Genomic DNA, 20,911 nt, shown 5'->3' with positions numbered 1-20,911 from the left:
CGCTAGCCATTTATTGGGGAATCAGTACGAAGAAAGTCACCAGGGCCAAGATGCCGATGATCATGGCGAAGGCATAGTGGTAAATGAAGCCGGACTGCAGGTGGCGGCTGACGCCCGCCACCCAGCCCACCAGCCGCGCGCTGCCGTTGATCAGGCCGTCGATCAAACCGCGATCGCCGGCCTGCCACAGGCCGCGGCCCAGGCCGCGGGCCGCGCGCGCGATGACCTGCTCGTTAATCCAGTCCACGAAATACTTGTTCTCGAGGATGGCGTTGATCCCCGACAGGCTGGACTTGATGGCCGCCGGAACCCGCGGGTTGACCAGGTAGCAGTACCAGGCCACGACCGCGCCCGCGACCACCAGCCAGAACGGCAGCGTGGTGAAGGCATGCAGGCCGAACGCGACCCAGCCGTGCCATTCTTCCGTCAGCTCGTGCATCGCCGGATGCTGCGGCAGGATGGTGATGGCGCCCTGGAAGTATTTGCCGAACAGCATCGGGTCGATGACCAGCGCGCCGATGATGACCGACGGAATCGCCAGCACGATCAGCGGCAGCGTGACCACCCACGGCGATTCATGCGGCGGGCCGCTGTGGCCATGGTCGTCGTGGCCGTGCACCTGCGCTTCGGCGCCGTGGCTGTCGTCGCCGTGGGCATGGCCGTGGCCGTGCGCATCGAAGCGCTCCTTGCCGTGGAAGACCAGGAAGTAGACGCGGAACGAATACAGCGAGGTCACGAACACGCCGATCAGCGTCGCGTAGTGAGCGAAGCCCGCCCCCCACACGTGCGCGGCCCCGGCGGCCTCGATGATGTGTTCCTTGGAATAGAAACCCGAGAAGAACGGCGTGCCGACCAGCGCCAGCGTGCCGATCAGGAAGGTGATCCAGGTGATCGGCATGTATTTGCGCAGGCCGCCCATGTTCCGGATGTCCTGATCATGGTGCATGCCGATGATCACCGAGCCCGCGCCCAGGAACAGCAGCGCCTTGAAAAAGGCGTGCGTCATCAGGTGGAAGATCGCCACCGAGTACGCCGAGGCGCCCAGCGCCACGGTCATGTAGCCCAGCTGCGACAGCGTCGAATACGCCACCACGCGCTTGATGTCGTTCTGGATGATGCCCAGGATGCCCAGGAACAGCGCGCCGATGGCGCCGATCACGATGACGAAGGACAGCGCCTTATCCGAATGCTCGAACAGCGGCGAGAAGCGCGCCACCATGAAGATGCCCGCCGTCACCATGGTCGCGGCGTGGATCAGCGCCGAAATCGGCGTGGGGCCTTCCATGGAGTCCGGCAGCCACGCATGCAGCGGCACCTGCGCCGACTTGCCCATCGCGCCGACGAACAGGCAGATGCAAGCCACCGTCAGCAGCAGCCAGTCGGTGCCAGGGAACGTCATGCCGGCCAGCTTGTCGGCCTGGCTGAACACGTCCGCGTACTGCATGGAGCCGACATAGGCGAACAGCAGGCCGATGCCCAGCACGAAGCCGAAGTCCCCGACCCGGTTGATCAGGAAGGCCTTCATGTTCGCAAAAATGGCGGTCGGACGCGTGTACCAGAAGCCGATCAGCAGATACGAAACCAGGCCCACCGCTTCCCAGCCGAAGAACAGCTGCACCATGTTGTTGGACATGACCAGCATCAACATGGAGAAGGTGAACAGCGAGATGTAGGCGAAGAAGCGCTGGTAGCCCGGATCGTCCGCCATGTAGCCGATGGTGTAGATGTGCACCATCAGCGACACGCTGGTCACGACCACCATCATCATGGCCGACAGCGGGTCGATGAGGAAGCCGATATTCAGCTGCGTGTTGCCGATCAGGCTCCAGGTATAGACGTTGCCGTCGTACGTGTGGCCGTTCAGGACGTCGCCCAGCACCACGAAGGCGCCGATGGTGGAGATCAGGACGCCCAGGATGGTGATGCAATGCGCGCCGCGGCGCCCGATGGGCTTGCCGAGAAACCCGGTGCCGAACAGGCCGGCCAGAATGGCGCCGGCCAAGGGCGCCAGCGCGATGAGCAGGTAGAGATTGGGGGAGCTAGACATTGTTATTCCTGGACTCCGTCAGCCCTTCAGGCGATCGAGTTCGTCGACGTTGATCGTGTTCAGGTTGCGGAACAACAGCACCAGAATGGCCAGGCCGATGGCGGCCTCGGCGGCCGCCACCGTCAGGATGAAGAACACGAACACCTGGCCGGCGGTGTCGCCCGACCAGCTCGAAAACGCCACGAAATTCATGTTGACGGCCAGGAGCACCAGCTCGATGGACATCAGCAGGATGATCAGATTGCGGCGGTTCAGGAAGATGCCGAAGATGCCGATGGCAAAAAGGATCGCCCCCAGTATCAGGTAATGGGCCAGCGTCAACGTCACTTCTGTTCTCCTTGGGACGGGACGGCCGCCGCGGCGCGCGCGGCCTGGGCGCGCTCGCTCTGCGCCGGCATGCTTACCAGCCGAAAGCGGTCCTTGGCGCGCACGCGCACCGCTTCGGCCGGATTGTTGTACTTGACGTCGCGGCGGCGGCGCAGGGTCAGCGCAATCGCCGACACCATGCCGACCAGCAGCAGGACGGCGCCGACTTCAACCGCATACACATATTGGGTGTACATGGCCGTGCCCAGCGCGCGGGCGTTGTTGTAGTCGCCCGCCATGGCGGCCGGGGCGCCCGCGTCCATCCACGTCGTGCCCAGCACGAAGGAGATCTCGAGGACCAGGATCAGGCCGATCACGAGCCCAAGCGGCAGATAGGTGCGAAGGCCTTGCCGCAACGTCGCCATGCGGATGTCCAGCATCATCACGACGAACAGGAACAGCACCATGACGGCGCCGACGTAGACCAGCACGAGCAGCAGCCCGAGGAATTCCGCGCCAAGCAGCATCCACAGCATGGCGGCGTTGAAGAACGCCAGGATCAGGTGCAGCACCGCGGTGACGGGGCTGCGCGCCGTAATGACGCGGAAAGCCGCCACCACCAGGACGATGGACAGTAGGTAGAACAGAAAAGTCGTGAAAGTCATGGAGTCTTACCCGGCATCAACGGTAGGGCGCGTCTTCGGCGCGACGGCGGGCGATTTCCGCCTCGTAACGGTCGCCGACCGCCAGCAGCATGTCCTTCGTGAAATACAGGTCGCCGCGCTTTTCGCCGTGGTATTCGTGGATGTGGGTTTCCACGATGGAATCCACCGGACAGCTTTCTTCGCAGAAACCGCAGAAGATGCACTTGGTCAGGTCGATGTCATAGCGCGTGGTTCGGCGGCTGCCGTCCTCGCGCACGTCCGACTCGATGGTGATGGCCAGGGCCGGGCACACAGCTTCGCACAGCTTGCAGGCAATGCACCGCTCTTCGCCGTTGGGATAACGGCGCAGGGCGTGCAGCCCGCGGAAGCGCGGCGAGGCCGGCGTCTTTTCCTGGGGGTAACGCAAGGTGACCTTGCGCTTGAAGAAATACTTGCCCGTCAGGCGCATGCCCTTGAGCAGTTCGGACAGCAACAGGCTGCCGAAGAAATCCTTGATCGCTTCCATATCCTGCCTTTTGCCTATCGCTAGCGCCAAATGTTCCAGGGCGTCTGCATCCAGATTGCCACGACGAGCAGCCACACGCCGGTCAGCGGAATGAAGATCTTCCAGCCCAGGCGCATGATCTGGTCATAGCGGTAGCGCGGGAACGACGCGCGGAACCAGACGAACAGGGACACGATGAAAAAGGTCTTCAGACCCAGCCAGATCCAGCCCGGGATCCAGGTCAGCGGCGCCACGTCGATGGGCGAGGTCCAACCGCCCAGGAACATGATGGAGGCCAGGGCCGACAACAGGATCATGTTGGCGTATTCGCCCAGGAAGAACAGGGCGAAGGCCATGCCCGAGTACTCCACCATGTGGCCGGCGACGATTTCCGATTCGCCTTCCACCACGTCGAACGGGTGGCGGTTGGTTTCGGCGACGGCGGAGACCACGTAGATCACGAACAGCGGCAGCAGCGGCAGCCAGTTCCACGAAAGGAACGTCAGGCCGTGGTCCGCGAACCAGCCTCGGGTCTGCCCCAGCACGATGTCGGTCATGTTCAGGCTGCCGGACACCAGCAGTACGGTGACCAGCACGAAGCCGATGGCGAGTTCATACGACACCATCTGCGCCGAAGCGCGCAGCGCTCCGAGGAACGCGTACTTGGAGTTCGACGCCCAGCCGGCCACGATGACGCCGTAGACGCCGACCGACGTGATGGCCATGATGTACAGCAGACCGGCATTGACGTTGGCCAGCACCACATCGGGGCCGAACGGCACCACGGCCCAGGCCGCCAGCGCCGGCATCAGCGTGACCACCGGCGCCACCACGAACAGGATGCGGTTGGCCGCCGAGGGCACCACCACTTCCTTGGTCAGCAGCTTGAACACGTCGGCGAAGGGCTGCAGCAACCCGCGGAAGCCCACCCGGTTCGGACCCATGCGCACGTGCATGAAACCGATCATCTTGCGTTCCCAGTACGTCAGATAGGCCACGCACAGAATGATGGGGACCGCGATGACCACGATCTTGACGATGGTCCAGACCACGAGCCACGGGGTTGCGCCCAGCAAGGCCTGCCCATGGCTTTCCAAAGTGTTGAGCCATTCCATCAGGCACGCTCCACGCTCAGTTCACCGAATGCGCCGCCCAGTGCGGCCGTTTGTTCGAAGCCGGCGGACACCCGTACGGCGCGGTCCGCCACGGTTTCGTCCTGCACCGTTTCCAGTTCGACGGCGCCGGCGGCGCCGCGCACGCGCACCTTGACGCCCGCCGTCAGACCCAGGCTGGCCAGGGTCTGGCCATTCATGCGGGCGGCCGGCGCACGGGATGCCGGCGCGGCCTGCAGCGGCGCGGAGCGGCGCACGATGGCATCGCTGCGGTAGATCGGCACGTCGGCGACGCGTTCCAGGGCGCCGGCGGCCTGGCCCAAGCCGGGCGCTGCGTTGATGCGGTTGGACAGGCGCCCTTCCACGCCGCCCGACAGCACGGCATCGCGGACGGATTCGGAGGTCTCGTCATCGAAGCCGGGCAGGTGCAGCACGTTGCCCAGCACGCGCAGCACCTTCCACGCGGGACGGGTCTGCTGGAACGGAACGACCGTGCCCTTGAAGCTTTGCGCCAGGCCCTGCGCGTTCACGAAGGTGCCCGAGGTTTCGGTAAACGGCGCGACGGGCAGCATGACGTCGGCCCAGTCCGCGGCGGCGGAGCGGAACGGCGTCAGAGCCACGGCGAACTGCGCTTCGCGCAGCGCGGCCACAGCTTGCGCGCCGTTGTCGGCGTCCAGCAGCGGCTCGGCGTGCAGCACGATATAGGCCTTGAGCGGATCGGCCAGCATGGCGGCGGCGGTCTTGCCGCCCTTGCCCGGCACGGCGCCGGCCAGATAGCCGCCCACGGTGTTGCCGCCCGAGGTCAGGAAACCGAAGCGCGCGCCCGCCAGCGTGGCGATGCTTTGCGCATTGGCGGCCAGCGTCGCGGCCTGCGGCGACGACACCGCCATGTTGCCCACCAGGACCGCGGCCTGGCTGCCCGAAGCCAGGCTGGCCGCGATCACCTTGGCCTGCTCGCCCGGGGCGACGCCGGCGAATTCGGCGGGAACGTCCTGGCCCTTGGCCTGCGCCAGCGCCACGGCCACTTCGGCCAGGGCGCGCGGCAGCGCCGACGGCGCCACGGTGATGCGGCCGGTGACCGGCATCAGGGGATCTTCGGCGATGCTGTCGACCAGGAGCACCTGCGTGCCGCGCTTGGCCGCCTGGCGCAGGCGTTGCGCCATCAGCGGGTGATCCTTGCGCAGGACGGAGCCCACCACCAGCACGCGATCCAGCGTATCCAAATCTGCCACCGGCATGCCGAGCCAGGGCGCCCCGGTCAGGGCGGCGCCGAAGGCCGGATCGGTCATGCGCAGGCGGAAGTCGATGTTCTCCGAACCAAGCGCGCGGACCAGGCGGCCCAGCAGCGCATATTCCTCGGTGGTGGCGTATTCGGTCGCCAGCGCGCCGATCTGGCCGCCGCCGAAGTTGTCGCGCACGCGCGCCAGCCCCTGCGCCACGGCCTGCAGCGCATCGGCCCAGGACGCTTCCTGCCATTGGCCGTCGGCGCCCTTGATCATGGGCGTGGCCAGGCGGTCTTCGCTGTTCAGGCCGTCATACGAGAAACGGTCGCGGTCGCTCAGCCAGCATTCGTTCAGGGCTTCGTTCTCGAAAGGCACGACGCGCATGACCTTGTCGTTCTTGACCTGCACCACCAGGTTGGCGCCCAGGCTGTCGTGCGGGCTGACCGAACGGCGGCGCGCCAGTTCCCAGGTGCGGGCGCTGTAGCGGAACGGCTTGGACGTCAGCGCGCCAACGGGGCACAGATCGATCATGTTGCCCGACAGTTCGGACTCGATGGCGCGGCCGACGAAGGACGTGATCTCGGAGTGCTCGCCCCGGTTGATCATGCCCAGCTCCATCACGCCGGCGATCTCCTGGCCAAAGCGGACACAGCGCGTGCAGTGGATGCAGCGGCTCATTTCCTCGGCCGATACCAGCGGGCCCAGGTCCTTATGGAACACCACGCGCTTTTCTTCGTGATAGCGCGAAGCCGAGCCGCCGTAGCCCACGGCGAGATCCTGCAACTGGCATTCCCCGCCCTGATCGCAGATCGGGCAGTCCAGCGGGTGGTTGATCAACAGGAACTCCATCACCGACTTCTGGGCGGCCTTGGCCTTTTCGGAGTTCGTGTAGACCACCATGCCGTTGGTCACAGGGGTGGCGCAGGCCGGCAGCGCCTTGGGCGCCTTTTCGACCTCGACCAGGCACATCCGGCAGTTGGCCGCGATGGAAAGCTTCTTGTGGTAGCAGAAATGCGGCACGTACTGCCCGAGTTTCTGGGCGGCATGCATCACCATGCTGCCTTCGGGCACTTCTACCTTGTTGCCGTCGACGGTTAGTTCAACCATTGCTGTTCCTGACCTACAGATATTGCGGGACCACGCACTTCTTGTGCTCGATGTGGTACGCGAATTCGTCGTGGAAGTGCTTGAGGAAGCCGCGTACCGGCATCGCGGCGGCATCGCCCAGGGCGCAGATGGTGCGGCCCATGATGTTGCCCGCCACGCTGTCCAGCATGTCGAGGTCCTCGGGGCGGCCGTGGCCGTGCTCGATACGATTCACCATGCGATACAGCCAGCCCGTGCCCTCGCGGCAAGGCGTGCACTGCCCACAGCTTTCCTCGTAATAGAAATACGAAAGACGCAGCAGCGACTTCACCATGCAGCGGGTCTCGTCCATGACGATGACGGCGCCCGAACCCAGCATGGACCCCGCCTTCGCGATGGCGTCGTAGTCCATGGTCGTGTCCATCATGATGTCGGCGGGCAGCACCGGCGCGCTCGAGCCGCCGGGGATCACCGCTTTCAGCTTGCGGCCGCCGCGCATCCCGCCGGCGAGTTCCAGCAGCTTGGCGAACGGCGTCCCCAGGGGGATTTCGTAGTTGCCCGGCCGCTCGACGTCGCCCGTGATCGAGAAGATCTTGGTGCCGCCGTTGTTCGGCTTGCCGACTTCCAGATACTGCTGGCCGCCGTTGCGGATGATCCACGGCACCGCGGCAAAGGTTTCGGTGTTGTTGATCGTGGTGGGCTTGCCGTACAGGCCGAAGCTGGCCGGGAACGGCGGCTTGAAGCGCGGCTGGCCCTTCTTGCCTTCCAGGGATTCGAGCAGCGCGGTTTCCTCGCCGCAGATGTAGGCGCCGTAGCCATGGAACGCGTGCAGCTGGAAGCTGAAGTCCGACCCCAGGATTCTTTCGCCCAGGAACCCTGCCGCACGGGCTTCCTCCAGGGCTTCCTCGAAGCGCTCATAGACTTCGAAGATTTCGCCGTGGATGTAGTTGTAGCCGGCGGAGATGCCCATGGCGTAGGCGGCGATGGCCATGCCTTCGATCACGATGTGCGGATTGAAGCGCAGGATGTCGCGGTCCTTGAACGTGCCCGGCTCCCCTTCGTCCGAATTGCATACGAGGTACTTCTGGCCCGGGAAGGTGCGGGGCATGAAGCTCCACTTCAACCCGGTGGGGAAACCCGCCCCGCCGCGGCCGCGCAGGCCCGAGGCCTTGACTTCGGCGATGACGTCTTCCGGCTTCATGCCGGTGGTCAGGATCTTGCGCAGCGCCTCGTAGCCGCCACGCTTGACGTAGTCTTCCAGCCGCCAGTTGGTGCCGTCCAGATCCGCCAGAATCTGCGGCTGGATATGACGTCCGTGCAGGCACATCGACTGCGACAGATCGCCCATGGGGTTGGGGTCCAGCCCCTGCGCGAACTGGCGATACAGGTCCGGCGCGTTCATGCCGTTTCTCCTTGCGCGCGCAGACTGGCAACCAGTTCATCGAGGCGTGCCTCGGTCATGCGTACGCACATATGCTTGTTGTTCACCAGCACCACCGGCGCGTCTCCGCAGGCGCCCATGCATTCGCCTTCGATCAGCGTGAACATGCCGTCGGCGGTCGTGCCGCGATAGTCGACGCCGAGCTTGCGCTTCAGGTAGTCGCCGGCTTTCTCGCCATCGCGCAGCGCGCACGGCAGGTTGGTACAGACGGAAATCTTGTGCTTGCCGGTCGGCGTCACGTTGAACATGTTGTAGAACGTGGCGACTTCCTGGACCGCGATGGGAGGGACGCCCAGGTAGGTGGCGACGTCCTCGATGATCTCGGTCGACACCCAGCCTTTCTCGTCCTGCGCGATCGCAAGAGCGGCCATGATGGCCGACTGCTTCTGGTCGGCCGGGAACTTCGTGAGCTCCCGGTCGATTTTCTGGTAAGCCTGTTCGGAAAGCAGCATAGTTTGAATCCGGAATATGCAAGAGGCCCCTGCGGGGGTCTTCTTCGAGGTCGCGCGGCGTTCCCTAGCGGTCGATTTCGCCGAACACGATGTCCTGCGTGCCGATGACGGTGACCGCGTCCGCGATCATGTGGCCGCGGGTCATCTCATCCAGCGACTGCAGGTGAGCGAAACCGGGCGCGCGGATCTTCAGGCGATACGGCTTGTTCGCGCCGTCGGACACCAGATAGATGCCGAACTCGCCCTTGGGATGCTCGACGGCGGCGTAGGCCTCGCCCGGCGGCACATGGAAGCCTTCCGTGAAGAGCTTGAAGTGGTGAATCAGCTCTTCCATGTTGCTCTTCATGGCGGCGCGCTTGGGCGGCGCGACCTTGTGGTTGTCGATCATGACGGGGCCGGGGTTGTTGCGCAGCCACTCGACGCACTGGCGGATGATGCGGTTGCTCTGCCGCATTTCCGCGACGCGCACCAGATAGCGGTCGTAGCAGTCGCCGTTCACGCCGACCGGCACGTCGAAATCGAGCAGATCGTAGACCTCGTACGGCTGCGTCTTGCGCAGGTCCCAGGCGACCCCAGAGCCGCGCAGCATCGGGCCCGTAAAGCCCAGCGCCTTGGCCCGCTCCGGCGAAACCACGCCGATGCCCACCAGCCGCTGCTTCCAGATGCGGTTGTCGGTCAGCAGGGTTTCGTATTCGTCGACACAGGCCGGGAAGCGGTTCGTGAAGTCCTCGATGAAATCGAGCAGCGAGCCCGAACGCGCTTCGTTCATGGCGCGCAGCTCTTTTTCGCCGCGGAATTTGCTGGGCTCGCCGTACTGCGGCATGCTGTCCGGCAGATCGCGGTACACGCCGCCCGGGCGGTAATAGGCAGCGTGCATGCGCGCGCCCGACACCGCTTCGTAGCAGTCCATCAGGTCTTCGCGTTCGCGGAAGGCGTACAGGAAGACCGCCATGGCGCCCACGTCCAACGCGTGCGAGCCGAGCGACATCAGGTGATTCAGAATCCGCGTGATTTCGTCGAACATGACGCGGATGTATTGCGCCCGCAGCGGCGGCTCGATGCCGAGCAGCTTCTCGATGGCCATGACGTAGGCGTGCTCGTTGCACATCATGGACACGTAATCCAGGCGGTCCATGTAGGGCAGCGCCTGGATGAAGGTCTTGTGCTCGGCCAGCTTTTCGGTGGCGCGGTGCAGCAGTCCGATATGGGGGTCGGCGCGCTGGATGACTTCGCCGTCCAGTTCCAGCACGAGACGCAGCACGCCGTGCGCGGCCGGGTGCTGGGGACCGAAGTTCAGGGTGTAGTTCTTGATTTCAGCCATGATCAGCGACCGGCTCCGTAAGTGTCTTCGCGCACGACGCGCGGCGTGAGTTCACGCGGATCGATGGTGACCGGTTGGTAGATGACGCGGCCTTGCTCGGGGTCGTAGCGCATTTCCACATTGCCGGACAAGGGGAAGTCCTTGCGGAACGGGTGGCCGATGAAGCCGTAGTCCGTCAGGATGCGCCGCAGGTCGGGATGACCTTCGAACACGATGCCGAACAGGTCGAACGCTTCGCGCTCGTACCAGCCCACCGACGGCCAGCACTCGATCAGCGACGACACCATGGGGAAATCGTCGTCCGGGGCCCAGGTGCGCACGCGCAGACGCCAGTTATGCTCGATGGACAGCAGGTGAATGACCACCGCGAAGCGGCCCCGCTGGCCGCGGCTGGCGATGCGATCTTCCGCCACCTGGCGGGTGCCGTTGCCCCAGCTCAGGTAGTCCACGCCGCACAGGTCGAGACAGGTTTCGAATTGCAGGGCCGGATCGGTGCGCAGACGATTGCACACGGAGACCCACTGGGCCGCCGGCACTTCCAGCGTCAACTCGCCCAAGGCTTCCGTCAGGGCAAGCGTTTCGCCGAACGCGGCTTGCAGATTGGTTTTCAGGGTTTCGAGCCTGGTCATCATCTTCAACGATTAGGTAAGCCGAGACACGCGCAGCGGGGCGACGCCCGCTTCAGCGCGCGATGGTGTTGGTCAGGCGAATCTTGTTCTGCATTTGCAGCAGACCGTAGACCAGCGCCTCGGCCGTGGGCGGACAGCCCGGCACGTATACGTCCACGGGGACGATACGGTCGCAGCCGCGCACCACCGAATAGGAGTAGTGGTAGTAGCCGCCGCCATTGGCGCACGAACCCATGGATACGACCCAGCGCGGTTCCGGCATCTGGTCGTACACCTTGCGCAGGGCCGGCGCCATCTTGTTGCACAGCGTGCCGGCGACGATCATCAGGTCCGACTGGCGCGGGCTGGGGCGGAAGATGATGCCGAACTGGTCCAGGTCATAACGAGCCGCGCCCGCATGCATCATTTCCACGGCGCAACAGGCCAGGCCGAACGTCATCGGCCACATGGAACCCGTCTTGGCCCAGTTGATGAACTTGTCGGCGCTCGTCGTGATGAAGCCTTGCTTGTGGATGCCTTCTTCAATAGCCATATTGCTCTCTGGTGGCGTGGACAGGAAATGCGCAGGTAAGCGTCATTCCCAATCGAGCGCGCCCTTCTTCCATTCGTAGATGAAACCCACCGTAAGGACCGCCAGGAAAATCATCACGGTCCAGAAACCGACCAGACCCACGGCGCCATGGGCGATGGCCCACGGAAACAGGAAGGCGATTTCGAGGTCGAACAGGATGAAAAGGATGGCGACGAGGTAGTAGCGCACGTCGAACTTCATGCGGGCGTCTTCGAAGGCGTCGAAGCCGCACTCGTACGCGGAGAGTTTCTCCGCATAGGGACGCCGCGGCCCAAGCAGCGAGCCCGCGGTGATCAACGCGAAGCCGATCAGCGTCGCCACAATGATGAATAGCAGAACGGGGAAATACTGTTGCAGGTTCATTTTGGGCGCGTCCGTGTAATGCTCAAACCTGTCGATTGTAGCATTCGCGTCGTTACTTCCCGCTGAACTCTGTAGCCGGAGGAGAGGATCGCGGACGCCGCTGATTGGGCGATTCCGCGTTCGCGCGCGAGCGGCGCGAAGCCAGGAGTGAACATCTTGTGGGGGAAGGCCGGGAAGATAATGTGGGCCGGATCCGCCGACCGCCGCCGCGCCTTCCTCGCCGGAAACGATAACAAAATCCGAACGCAAATACAAAAAAGCCTCTCTGCCGAGCGGCCTGGAATAAAGCGCCGCAAGCGCCTGAAAAGACCCAAGGACCGGATCCAAGGACTCGAGGGAATCAAGGGACCCAAGCGGACCCAAGCGGGCTGAAGCGGACCCAAGGCGGCTAGGCGACCCAAAGCAGCCAAAAGCAAAAAGCCACCCCGAAGGGTGGCTTGAACAAGCGCCGCCGATACAGGATCGGCGGGCCCGATTCGCTTGCACCGGACGGATTGAACCCCGCCCTGGCGCGATGCGATCGGCGCCGGGCGACGAATCGCCCGGACGCCGGTATTGCTTAGAAGCGGTGACGGATACCGACGCCGACAACCGTGCTCTTCAGATCGTCCACGAAGCCGTAGTTCTTCGTGTAGGAACCCAGAGCGTACAGGTTGGTGCGCTTGGACAGGTCGTACGTCACGCCCAGCGAGTAGACGTTCATGTTGCTGTCTTCGCCGAGGTACGTGCCCGAGGTGTACAGGCTGCTGTCGGAGACGTTCACACGCTGCCACGAACCGAAGACGCTGGTGGCGCCGCCGATGGGAGCGCTCAGACCGACCATCCACTGCTTCGTCTTGAAGTCGTCGCTGTAGATGTTGCTCGGGAAGAAGCTGCTGCCCAGGGGGTTGCCGCCGCTGGTGAACAGACCGGTCAGGCTCGAAGCCTGGATCCAGCCGCCGCGGGTCTGACCGTAGGCCAGCGAGAGCTTGACGACTTCGAAGTCGTAAGCGCCGCCAACCAGCCAGGCGCGGATGCGGTCGCCGGTACCGGCGGCGTCGCTGTTGGTATCAGCAGCGGTATGCGGACGGTTGATCTGGTCGTAGCCGGCAGCCAGGTTCAGAGGACCGTTGACGTAACGCAGACCGGCGGTGATGCCGCGCTGGTTTTCGTTCGTGCGGAAGCCGGTGTCGCCAGCATCGTTGTCGTCGATGTTGAACGAGTAGCCGGCGCCCAGCTGGAAGCCGCCGAACACGGGCGATTGATACAGGACCAGGTTGTCGTAGCGGGTCGTGTTGGACGAGCTGAACGCCGTACCGATGTTGGCCAGACCGAAGCCTTCAGCGAACGGGTCGATCGAACCGAAGAACTTGGAAGCGACGTTGGTCTGACGACCGAAGTCCAGTTGACCCCAGCTGTTGCTGGCCAGACCGATGGTGGCCTGACGACCGAACAAGCGGTTGTTTTGAGCGGAGTTGCCGTTGCCCGAATTGAAGCCGGACTCGACGGTGAAGACCGCGCGCAGACCGTCACCCAGATCTTCCGAGCCGCGCAGACCCCAGCGGGAACCGTTCTGAACACCGTTGATCATGCCGAACTTCGATTGCTTATCGAAGCCGTCGCCCTTGATGTTCTGGTAACCGATACCGGTGTCCAGGATCCCGTACAGGGTCACGGACGTTTCTGCCTGTGCAACACCGGCGAAACCGGCGAGCAGGGCGGCAGCGAGCAGAGTCTTTTTCATTTAAGAAATCTCCGTTGATTTGAGTGACAAGAGCAGCAATCCAGCAAACCAGCCTGCCGCCCCCCTAACTCCGCGAAGGGAAGTTGACGCTATTGCATCAAAAAACAGGGGGACTGGCTATGGTCGTGCCGCAAAACGAGGGCTTTGCACCCAAGCTTTGTTGGGTCCATACAACACGGTGTCGCCGTGCGTTCCACACTACGTCCCCGTTTGAATGGCCTGCGTGAAGGATATCGGCAGCCGGTTCCGGAGGCAACGGTTGGGCGCGTCCCTCCGGCCACAGGTGCGGCGTCGACGCCACGGTCGCCGCCGAGCGGCGCTTCGCCTACGGAAGATCGCATCGCCGGCGTTCCGCCCGATACGGCATCCAGGCCGGCCTTCCACACCCGGGCCGGGTCAGCGGCCGGCGGCGTACGCCTGCATCAGGCGCGGGGTGGCGGCCGCGTGCATGAAGCCCTCTTCGTCCAGGGAAGCGGCGGTGAGGCGCCCGACCGACCAGGCCGGCATCTCTTCCACCTGGTGCCCCAGCGCGCGCAAGGCGTCGATCGTTTCCCCGCCGAAGCTTTGCTCCAGGGCCAGGTGGCCGGGCTTGCGCTCGCGGGGATAGAAGGAGCTTGGGAAATGCGAGGTGTGCGACATGGGCTGGTCGATGGCTTCCTGCAGATTCAGCCCATGATGAACGTGGCGCAAAAACAACTGCAGCTGCCATTGCTCCTGCTGGTCGCCGCCCGGCGTACCGAACACCATGTAAGGACGGCCGTCGCGCAGCGCGAGCGACGGCGTCAGCGTGGTGCGCGGCCGCTTGCGGGGCGCGAGCGTCCCGGGCAGATCGGCTTCCAGCCAGAACATCTGGGCACGGGTCGTCAGGCCGAAGCCCAACTCGGGAATGACCGGGGAAGACTGGAACCAGCCTCCGGACGGGGTGGCGGAAACCATATTGCCCCAGCGGTCGATGACATCGACATGGGTGGTATCGCCACGCTTCACCGACGCACGCATTTCCGCCATGGTTGGCTCGTTGCCGACCATGTCCGAGCCCGACACCCGCGACAGGCGCTGCAGCACGTCGAGCATGCGGGCGCACTGCGCTTCGTAGCCAGGCACCGTTCCGGGGCGGAGCTCGTGCGAGGCGCGGTCGCCGATCAGGGCGCGGCGCGGCGCGTTGTAGTCTTCGGACAGCAGCACGTCCAGCGGGACATCGACGAAGCTGGGATCGCCGTAATACACCTCGCGGTCGGCAAAAGCCAGCTTCATCGCCTCGGTGAGGCGATGCACGAATTCCGGACTGGCCGGCCCGACGCTGCCCAGGTCGGCCTCTTTCAACAGCGCCAGGGTCTGCAGGAACACCGGCCCCTGGCTCCAGGGGCCGGCTTTCGCGACCGTGTAGTTTTCGTAGTCGTAAGTTTGCGGCGCTTCGTAGGTGGCCGACCACCGGGCCAAATCATCGCCGGTGATGACGCCGGCGTGCGGCGTACCGCTTTCGTCCATCACCGGCTGGCGGGCGAAACGGTCCACGGCCTCGGCCACGAAACCGCGATAGAACGCGTCGCGCGCGGCCTCGATTTGCCGCTGGCGGTCGGCACCCGCCGATTCGGCCTCGCGCAGCACCCGCTGCCAGGTCTGAGCCAGGCGCGGATTGCGGAAGCGCTGGCGCGGCGCCGGGACGCTGCCGCCTGGCAGATAGATATCGGCGCTGGTGGGCCAGTGCTTTTCAAAGAAATCCTTCAGGCTCGCGATGGTGTTGGAGATGCGCGGCATCAAAGCATGCCCGCTTTCCGCGTAGTAAATGGCGGGCTCCAGGACGTCCCGCAGCGACATCGTGCCGTGGTCGCGCAACAGCAGCATCCATGCATCGAAGGACCCGGGCACCACCGCCGGCAGCAGGCCGTTGCCCGGGATCAGCGCCAGGCCTTCGGCGCGGAAACGGTCCAGCGTCGCCGCCGCCGGTGTGGTGCCCTGCCCGCACAGCACCTCGGCGCGGCCGGTAGCCGCGGAATAGAACAGGATGGGCACTTCCCCGGCGGGGCCCACCAGATGCGGCTCCACGACCTGCAGGACGAAGGCGGTGGCTACGCAGGCGTCGAAGGCGTTGCCGCCGCGCTCGAGCATCGCCATGCCGGCGGCGGTGGCAAGCCAATGCGTCGACGTCACGACGCCGAATGTGCCCATGATCTCGGGGCGGGTGGTGAACATCATGTCTGTCTCCGCTGAGCCGCCCCCTGGCGGGGAGGTGTGCGCCTGCCTTTACTTTGCCTTCACTTTTTCCCTGCGTTTACTTCTTGGCCGCCATGGTGACGCCCTTCAGGCGGATCAGGCCATCCGGGTACGGCACGAAGCCCTGCACCTGCTTCTGCACGCCGAACGTCCAGGGCAGGTAGAACAGGTAAATGATGGGATCTTCCTCATGCATGATCTCCATCACCTTGCCGTACAGGGCCTTGCGCTTCGCCTCATCGGACTCGGCACGGGCCTGGGTAAGCAGCTTGTCCGCCTCGGCGTTGCTGAACTTGCCGTCGTTCAGGCTGCCCTTGCTCGACATGTACTGGAAGATGTTGCCGCTGGGATCGACACGGCCGGACCAGCCGCTCTGCCCCACCTCGAAATCGCCCCGCGCCAGCGCGGATTGCAGTGCGGCGAACTCCACGGGCCGCAGCGAAATATCGAAGCCTGCTTCCGCGCCCATGGCCTGGATGAGCTCGTAGACCTGCTGCATCGTGGTGTTGTTGCCATAAGTGATTTCGAACTTGACGCGGTCGTAGCCCGCCGCCTTCAGCAGCTGCTGCGCCTTCTTGGGATCGCGGCCGCTGCGCTCGAAACGCTTGTCGTAGGCGAAGCTGGCAGGCGGGAAAGGCTGGTAGGCCGGCTGGAACATGCCCTCGCCCACCACCTGGTTGATGGCATCGCGGTCGATGGCCAGGTCCAGGGCCTCGCGCACGCGCTTGTCCTTGGCCAGCGGGTTGTTGGCGCGCGCGCCGTTGGCGAGGTTGACCGACATCGATTGATAGCCGAGTCCCGTGACGGGGGCCAGCCGCAGCGTGGGGTCTTCCTTCACGGCCTTGGCATCGGACGGCGCGACGCGTTCGATGATGTTCAGATCCCCCGCGCGCAGATTGTTGACGCGCACGGTGGCATCCGGAATGGGGGTGAAGACGACGCGATCGAAGTGGTAGTCGGCGGCGTCCCAATACTGCGGGAATTTCTCCAGCACGATGCGATCGTTCTGCACCCGCTCCTTGAAGCGGTAAGGGCCGGAACACACCGGCTTGCTGCCCGGATCCTTGTCGAAGGAAGCCGGCGACATCATCATGCCCGCGCGGTCGGACAGCTGAGACAGGAGCGACGCGTCCGGCTCGGTCAGGTGCAGCACGACGGTTTCGGCATCCGGGGCATCGACGCTGGCCAGGGTCACCAGCTCGCTCTTGCGGTTGCTGTCGGCCAGCGTGCGGGCGCGGTCCAGGTTGGCCTTGACCGAGGCGGCGTCGATGGGCGTGCCGTCGTGATAGACGGCGCCCTTGCGCAGCTTCATGGTCAACGTCTTGCCATCCTGGCTGGTGGACCAGGAGACCGCCAACTGGGGAATGATCTTCAGATCCGGCGTGATGTCGACAAGCTTGTCGCACAGCGAGGCGAACACGATGCGCCCCACGAAAGTACGGGCGCGCACAGGATCGAGCACATCGGGATCGTCCTGCAAGCCGATGCGCAGCGTGGATTGCGCCATTGCGGCGCTGCTGGCCAGCATGCCGGCCACGGTCAGGGCAAGGCAGAGTTTACGCATGAAAGTCCTCCATCGATTCGGGATCCCGCCACGAAAATGCCCGCCCTACGCGCGCCGCTGGCAGATCGGAGCGGCGATTGTATCGAAGCCGATACATCCGTCCTTGACGCGGCGTGATGCAGCCCGCCGTCACTTCCGGCTTCGCGCGCCCCCGCGTGCGGCGGCGCGGGGGCCGTCGGAAAAACTGAATACGCCCTTGGCGAGCAGATCCTCGCATTCCGCCCTGACGAGCTCGGTGAACAGCGCAATGCCGGCGTTGGACTTGCCGTCGCGGCGCGTGCCCAGCATCAGCAGGCGGTTCAGCTGCACGCCGGCGACCTCGGATACCGCCACCGCGCGCGCCTCCCGCTGCCGGCTGAACACCGACACGGGCATCAGCGTCGTCCAACGGCCTCGCATGACCAATTCGCAGATGGACGCGACGGAATCGACTTCGGCATGCACGTTCAGGCGGCCGCCGACGACGTCCAGTTGCCGCTCCACGATACTGCGGTGGAAACGCGTCATCAGCAAAGGTATCCCGGGCAGGTCGGAAACGGCAACGATGGGAGCGATGCGGCGCGGTGCGGCGGTGATCAGCGCGAAGGGCTCGGTGCAGAGATGGTGCAGGTCGAAATCCCGCGAGCTGTCGGCGTTGGTCAGAAACGCGGCATCGACCATGCCGCGTTCCAGCCAGTCCGAGAGGATGGGGGTGAAGGCCTCGCGCAACAGGATCCGGAATCCGCCCAACCCGCTGTCGCAACGTTCGAACAGGCCGGGCAGCAGGACTTGGCCGAGCGTGGGGGACGCGCCCACCGTGATGGTGGCCTGCCCCAGCTCGGCGCGGGCCGTCAGCTGCGCGCGGACCTGCTCCGCCTCGGCCAGGATGCGCCGCGCCGATTCATAGAGCGTGACGCCCTCTTGCGTCAGCATCGCTCCTCTTGCACTGCGGCGCAGCAGCGGCACGCCAAGCTCTGCTTCCAGCTCGCGCATATGGCGGCTTAGCGCTGGCTGGGCGATGCGCACCAGGGCGGCGGCGGCGGTGAAGCTCCCCGAGTCGGCAATGGCGACGAAATAGCGCAAGGCTTTCAGGTTCATCCCTTCCCTCCGAGTCAGCCCGCGAGACTGCCGGGCGGAACGGAGTCTAGAACAGACTGTTATGGCTGCGCAAAAAATCAGCATTGGTCTGCTGCGGGGCCGCCTTCCTATACTCAGCCTCCTCAGCTCAATTTGATATGGCGGGCCTATCGCTCGCCGCTACAAGCAGCTTGGTTCATCGGATGCCCTCTGTATCGAATGCTCCCGCCGCCGTGGCCAGCGCCACCTCGGTCTCCATTGCGCAACTTCAGGATTTCGTCGCCCGTGTGCTGACCGCCGTGGGCATGCCCGAACCCGACGCCCGCACCGTGGGCGCCATCATTGCCGAAGCGGATGCGCGCGGCGCGGATGCACACGGCGTTTTTCGTTTGCCTGCCTACGTCAAGCGGATCCGGGCCGGCGGCATGAACATGCGGCCGGACATCCGCATCGTGGAGGAACGCGCGGGCTCGGCGCTGCTCGACGGCGACAATGGCATCGGCCACCTGATCATGAAAAAGGCGGCCGACCTGGCGGTGCAGAAAGCGCGCTATACCGGCGTGGCGTGGGTGGGCGCGCGCATGAGCAACCACGCCGGACCGGCAGGCATCTATGCGCGCATGCCGCTCAGGCACGGCATGATCGGTATCTATATGGCGGTGGGCAGCGCCAACCACATGCCGCCATGGGGCGGCACGGAGATGCTGCTGTCGACCAATCCCATCGCCATCGCGGTGCCGGGCCATTCGCGTCCGCCCATCGTGCTCGACATGGCCACCACGAACGCGGCGTACGGCAAGGTCAAGGCCAAGGCGCAGCGTGGCGAAACGATGCCCGAAGGATGGATGGTGGGGCGCGACGGCAAACCGCTGCTGGACCCGAAACGCTCGAACGAGGGTTTCCTGCTGCCCATCGGCGGCGCGAAGGGCTATGGCCTGGCGCTGATGTTCGGTCTGCTGGCCGGCACGCTGAACGGCGCGGCCTTCGGCAAGGACGTCGTGGACTTCAATCGGGACTATGCCACGACGACGAACACCGGCCACACCGTCATCGCGGTGGACGTGGAAGCATTCATGCCGCTGCGCGAGTTCGAGGAACAGGTGGACGATATCTGGGCGCAGATGAAATCGTCGCCGCGGCTGCCGGGCTGGGATGAGATCCGGCTGCCGGGGGAGCAGTCCCATCGCACGTTCGAAGAACGGGCCGCCCACGGCGTGCCCATTCACGCGGAACTTCGGACGGCGCTGGACGCGCTGGCCGAAAGCGTCGGCGTGGCGCCGCTGGACGGCTGAAGCGGCGGCGGCGGACGGCAGGAGGCGGCGCGCGCCGCAAAACACGGGGCCGGCGGATTTGCTTTCCGCCGTGCCGTCACGAGGGAGGAGGTCTGGACCATGCAGCTCGCTCGCATCGCTTGCGCCCTGGCCGTCGCGGCCGCCGCGCTCGGCGCGGCGCTGCCCATGGCCGCCGCCGAGACCAATGCCGGCGCGCAAAAGCCCAGCCAGGACAAGCCTTTTGCCGCCACGCCGGTGACCGCGCTGGATCGCCCCTGGGCCATCGCTTTCCTGCCCGACGGCCGGATGCTGATCACCGAGAAGCCGGGCCGCCTGCTGCTGGTCAGCCCCGACGGCCGGCAACAGCGCGTGGCCGGCGTGCCGAAGGTGGCCTATGGCGGCCAGAACGGGCTGCTGGACGTCGCCCTTGCGCCGACGTTCGCGCAGGACCGCGTCGTTTACCTCAGCTATGTGGAGCCGGGGCAGGGAGGCGGCGGCCTCGCGCTGGCGCGCGCCCGGCTGAGCGAGGACGGCGGCGGTCCCGCGCTGAGCGGGCTGGCCGTGATCTGGCGCCAACTTCCCAAGGGATCGGGCGGACAGCCGGGCGGCATCATCGCCTTCGATCCGGAAGGCCGGCATCTTTACCTGACTTCCGGGGACCGCATGCGGCCTGACACCGCCCAGGATCCCGACCAGGCGCTGGGCAAGGTATTGCGCCTGAACCTGGACGGAAGCACGCCGCCGGACAACCCCTGGCATGCGCAGGGCGGGGTGCGCGCGCAGACCTGGACGACCGGTCACCGCAACCCCTACGGGCTGGCTTTCGCTCCCGATGGACGCTTGTGGCTGCATGAGATGGGTCCGCGCGGCGGCGATGAGCTGAATCTTCTGATCGCGGGCCGCAATTACGGCTGGCCCATCGTCTCGAACGGCGACGAATACAACGGCACGCCGATTCCCCGCCACGCGACGCGGCCCGAGTTCGAAGCGCCTGTCATTTACTGGACCCCGGTGATTGCCCCGGCGGGATTGGCCTTCTACCAGGGGCCGCTTTTCCCGCAATGGCAGGGTTCCGCCTTCATCGGCGGTCTGCGCGCACGGGCCCTGGCGCGCATTCAGTTCGATGGCAAGGGCGGCGCGGTACAGGCGGACTTGTGGGACATGGGCCAGCGCATTCGCGACGTGGCGGTCGCCCCCGACGGCGCCTTGTGGGTAATCGAGGACGGCGACGATGCGCGGCTCCTGCGGCTCACCCCGCGACGCTAGATCGTACCGGCGCGGCCCCGCCGGTATTCGATTTTGTTGGTTCGCCCGGCCGGTTGCAGCCGGGCATCGCAGCACCGCCGCCGCGCGCGGCGCTTATTACGCGCGATCCTCGTGGCC

General features: G+C 65.2%; 18 protein-coding genes. 2 read left to right on the top strand and 16 right to left on the bottom strand.

Annotation, left to right across the window (positions count from 1 at the left end; translation table 11 throughout):
• Positions 1 to 10: 10 nt before the first annotated feature.
• The 16 genes from nuoL to CAL13_RS06140 all read right to left on the bottom strand — a co-directional run bounded on the left by nuoL (position 11) and on the right by CAL13_RS06140 (position 18,278).
• Positions 11 to 2,047: an NADH-quinone oxidoreductase subunit L gene (gene nuoL / locus CAL13_RS06215; protein WP_086071841.1), complete on the bottom strand. Its 2,037-nt coding sequence runs from the start codon at positions 2,045 to 2,047 to the stop codon at positions 11 to 13.
• Positions 2,048 to 2,065: 18 nt separating this feature from the next.
• Positions 2,066 to 2,374, bottom strand: coding sequence for an NADH-quinone oxidoreductase subunit NuoK (nuoK, locus tag CAL13_RS06210; protein ID WP_066639044.1), 309 nt, complete (start codon positions 2,372 to 2,374; stop codon positions 2,066 to 2,068).
• Positions 2,371 to 3,018: an NADH-quinone oxidoreductase subunit J gene (locus CAL13_RS06205; RefSeq protein ID WP_086056634.1), complete on the bottom strand. Its 648-nt coding sequence runs from the start codon at positions 3,016 to 3,018 to the stop codon at positions 2,371 to 2,373. The genes nuoK and CAL13_RS06205 overlap by 4 nt, the downstream gene beginning before the upstream one ends.
• Before the next feature lie 16 nt (positions 3,019 to 3,034).
• Positions 3,035 to 3,523 (bottom strand): NADH-quinone oxidoreductase subunit NuoI, encoded by a 489-nt coding sequence (gene nuoI, locus CAL13_RS06200; protein ID WP_086056633.1) that lies wholly within the window; start codon positions 3,521 to 3,523, stop codon positions 3,035 to 3,037.
• A 20-nt stretch (positions 3,524 to 3,543) separates the two neighbouring features.
• Complete coding sequence (nuoH, locus tag CAL13_RS06195; protein WP_086056632.1) at positions 3,544 to 4,617, bottom strand: NADH-quinone oxidoreductase subunit NuoH; 1,074 nt, start codon at positions 4,615 to 4,617, stop codon at positions 3,544 to 3,546.
• Positions 4,617 to 6,944, bottom strand: coding sequence for an NADH-quinone oxidoreductase subunit NuoG (nuoG, locus tag CAL13_RS06190; protein WP_086071840.1), 2,328 nt, complete (start codon positions 6,942 to 6,944; stop codon positions 4,617 to 4,619). Before nuoG ends, nuoH begins: the two co-directional genes overlap by 1 nt.
• 13 nt (positions 6,945 to 6,957) lie before the next feature.
• Positions 6,958 to 8,325, bottom strand: coding sequence for an NADH-quinone oxidoreductase subunit NuoF (nuoF, locus tag CAL13_RS06185; protein ID WP_086056630.1), 1,368 nt, complete (start codon positions 8,323 to 8,325; stop codon positions 6,958 to 6,960).
• A complete protein-coding gene (gene nuoE, locus CAL13_RS06180; protein WP_086056629.1) occupies positions 8,322 to 8,816 on the bottom strand; it encodes an NADH-quinone oxidoreductase subunit NuoE in 495 nt (164 codons plus the stop codon). Before nuoE ends, nuoF begins: the two co-directional genes overlap by 4 nt.
• 64 nt (positions 8,817 to 8,880) lie before the next feature.
• Entirely contained in the window at positions 8,881 to 10,137 is a 1,257-nt protein-coding gene (locus CAL13_RS06175; protein WP_086056628.1) for an NADH-quinone oxidoreductase subunit D, read from the bottom strand.
• Positions 10,138 to 10,139: 2 nt separating this feature from the next.
• Positions 10,140 to 10,769 (bottom strand): NADH-quinone oxidoreductase subunit C, encoded by a 630-nt coding sequence (locus CAL13_RS06170; protein ID WP_086056627.1) that lies wholly within the window; start codon positions 10,767 to 10,769, stop codon positions 10,140 to 10,142.
• 49 nt (positions 10,770 to 10,818) lie between these two features.
• Positions 10,819 to 11,298, bottom strand: a complete 480-nt coding sequence (locus CAL13_RS06165; protein WP_066353485.1) for a NuoB/complex I 20 kDa subunit family protein — start codon at positions 11,296 to 11,298, stop codon at positions 10,819 to 10,821.
• A 42-nt stretch (positions 11,299 to 11,340) separates the two neighbouring features.
• Positions 11,341 to 11,700 (bottom strand): NADH-quinone oxidoreductase subunit A, encoded by a 360-nt coding sequence (locus CAL13_RS06160; protein WP_086056626.1) that lies wholly within the window; start codon positions 11,698 to 11,700, stop codon positions 11,341 to 11,343.
• A 559-nt stretch (positions 11,701 to 12,259) separates the two neighbouring features.
• Positions 12,260 to 13,423 (bottom strand): porin, encoded by a 1,164-nt coding sequence (locus tag CAL13_RS06155; RefSeq protein ID WP_086071839.1) that lies wholly within the window; start codon positions 13,421 to 13,423, stop codon positions 12,260 to 12,262.
• Positions 13,424 to 13,819: 396 nt separating this feature from the next.
• On the bottom strand, positions 13,820 to 15,616 hold the full coding sequence (locus CAL13_RS06150; protein ID WP_086073534.1) for a gamma-glutamyltransferase family protein: 1,797 nt from the start codon (positions 15,614 to 15,616) through the stop codon (positions 13,820 to 13,822).
• A gap of 79 nt (positions 15,617 to 15,695) precedes the next feature.
• A complete protein-coding gene (locus tag CAL13_RS06145; protein ID WP_086056623.1) occupies positions 15,696 to 17,201 on the bottom strand; it encodes an ABC transporter substrate-binding protein in 1,506 nt (501 codons plus the stop codon).
• Positions 17,202 to 17,330: 129 nt separating this feature from the next.
• Positions 17,331 to 18,278 (bottom strand): LysR family transcriptional regulator, encoded by a 948-nt coding sequence (locus CAL13_RS06140; protein WP_198297923.1) that lies wholly within the window; start codon positions 18,276 to 18,278, stop codon positions 17,331 to 17,333.
• Positions 18,279 to 18,460: 182 nt separating this feature from the next.
• Between CAL13_RS06140 and CAL13_RS06135 the strand changes: the two genes are divergently transcribed.
• Both CAL13_RS06135 and CAL13_RS06130 read left to right on the top strand, forming a co-directional pair.
• Positions 18,461 to 19,549: an Ldh family oxidoreductase gene (locus CAL13_RS06135; RefSeq protein WP_086071837.1), complete on the top strand. Its 1,089-nt coding sequence runs from the start codon at positions 18,461 to 18,463 to the stop codon at positions 19,547 to 19,549.
• Positions 19,550 to 19,648: 99 nt separating this feature from the next.
• Positions 19,649 to 20,794 carry a PQQ-dependent sugar dehydrogenase gene (locus CAL13_RS06130; protein ID WP_086071836.1) on the top strand — a complete coding sequence of 382 codons (1,146 nt, stop codon included), beginning with the start codon at positions 19,649 to 19,651 and terminating at the stop codon, positions 20,792 to 20,794.
• The last annotated feature ends 117 nt before the right edge of the window (positions 20,795 to 20,911 follow it).

The sequence above is a fragment of the Bordetella genomosp. 9 genome, assembly GCF_002119725.1.
Classification (GTDB): domain Bacteria; phylum Pseudomonadota; class Gammaproteobacteria; order Burkholderiales; family Burkholderiaceae_B; genus Bordetella_C.
Note: the sequence above shows the minus strand (reverse complement) of the source record. Positions and strands in the feature narration are given on the sequence as shown.